Origin of the sequence: Aquitalea sp. ASV15 (assembly GCF_016429115.1) — a bacterium.
In the GTDB taxonomy this organism is placed as follows: domain Bacteria; phylum Pseudomonadota; class Gammaproteobacteria; order Burkholderiales; family Chromobacteriaceae; genus Aquitalea; species Aquitalea magnusonii.
Map to the genome: position 1 here is coordinate 1 of NZ_JAELTZ010000193.1, position 313 is coordinate 313.

Genomic DNA, 313 nt, shown 5'->3' on the forward strand with positions numbered 1-313 from the left:
CCCCCCCCCCCCCCCCCCCCCCCCCCCCCCCCCCCCCCCCCCCCCCCCCCCCCCCCCCCCCCCCCCCCCCCCCCCCCCCCCCCCCCCCCCCCCCCCCCCCCCCCCCCCCCTTTTTAATGACCCGGCGACCACCGAGATCTACACTGTTGTTCGTTCGTCGGCAGCGTCAGATGTGTATAAGAGACAGGCGCAATGCTGCGCCATCGACTACACTGGCTACAGATTGAACGGGCTGATGAGCGAGGGCTTCCACATGCATGTCAAGGTTCTGGGTGCGTCCGCCGGTATCGGACAAGCGGCGCGTACCACCAGC

The 313-nt window shown here is 71.9% G+C and carries 1 protein-coding gene; it reads left to right on the forward strand.

Annotated features, from left to right (window positions below):
* On the forward strand, window positions 1–313 hold a 313-nt coding region (locus tag JHD64_RS21475), incomplete at both ends, for a hypothetical protein (protein ID WP_199055710.1).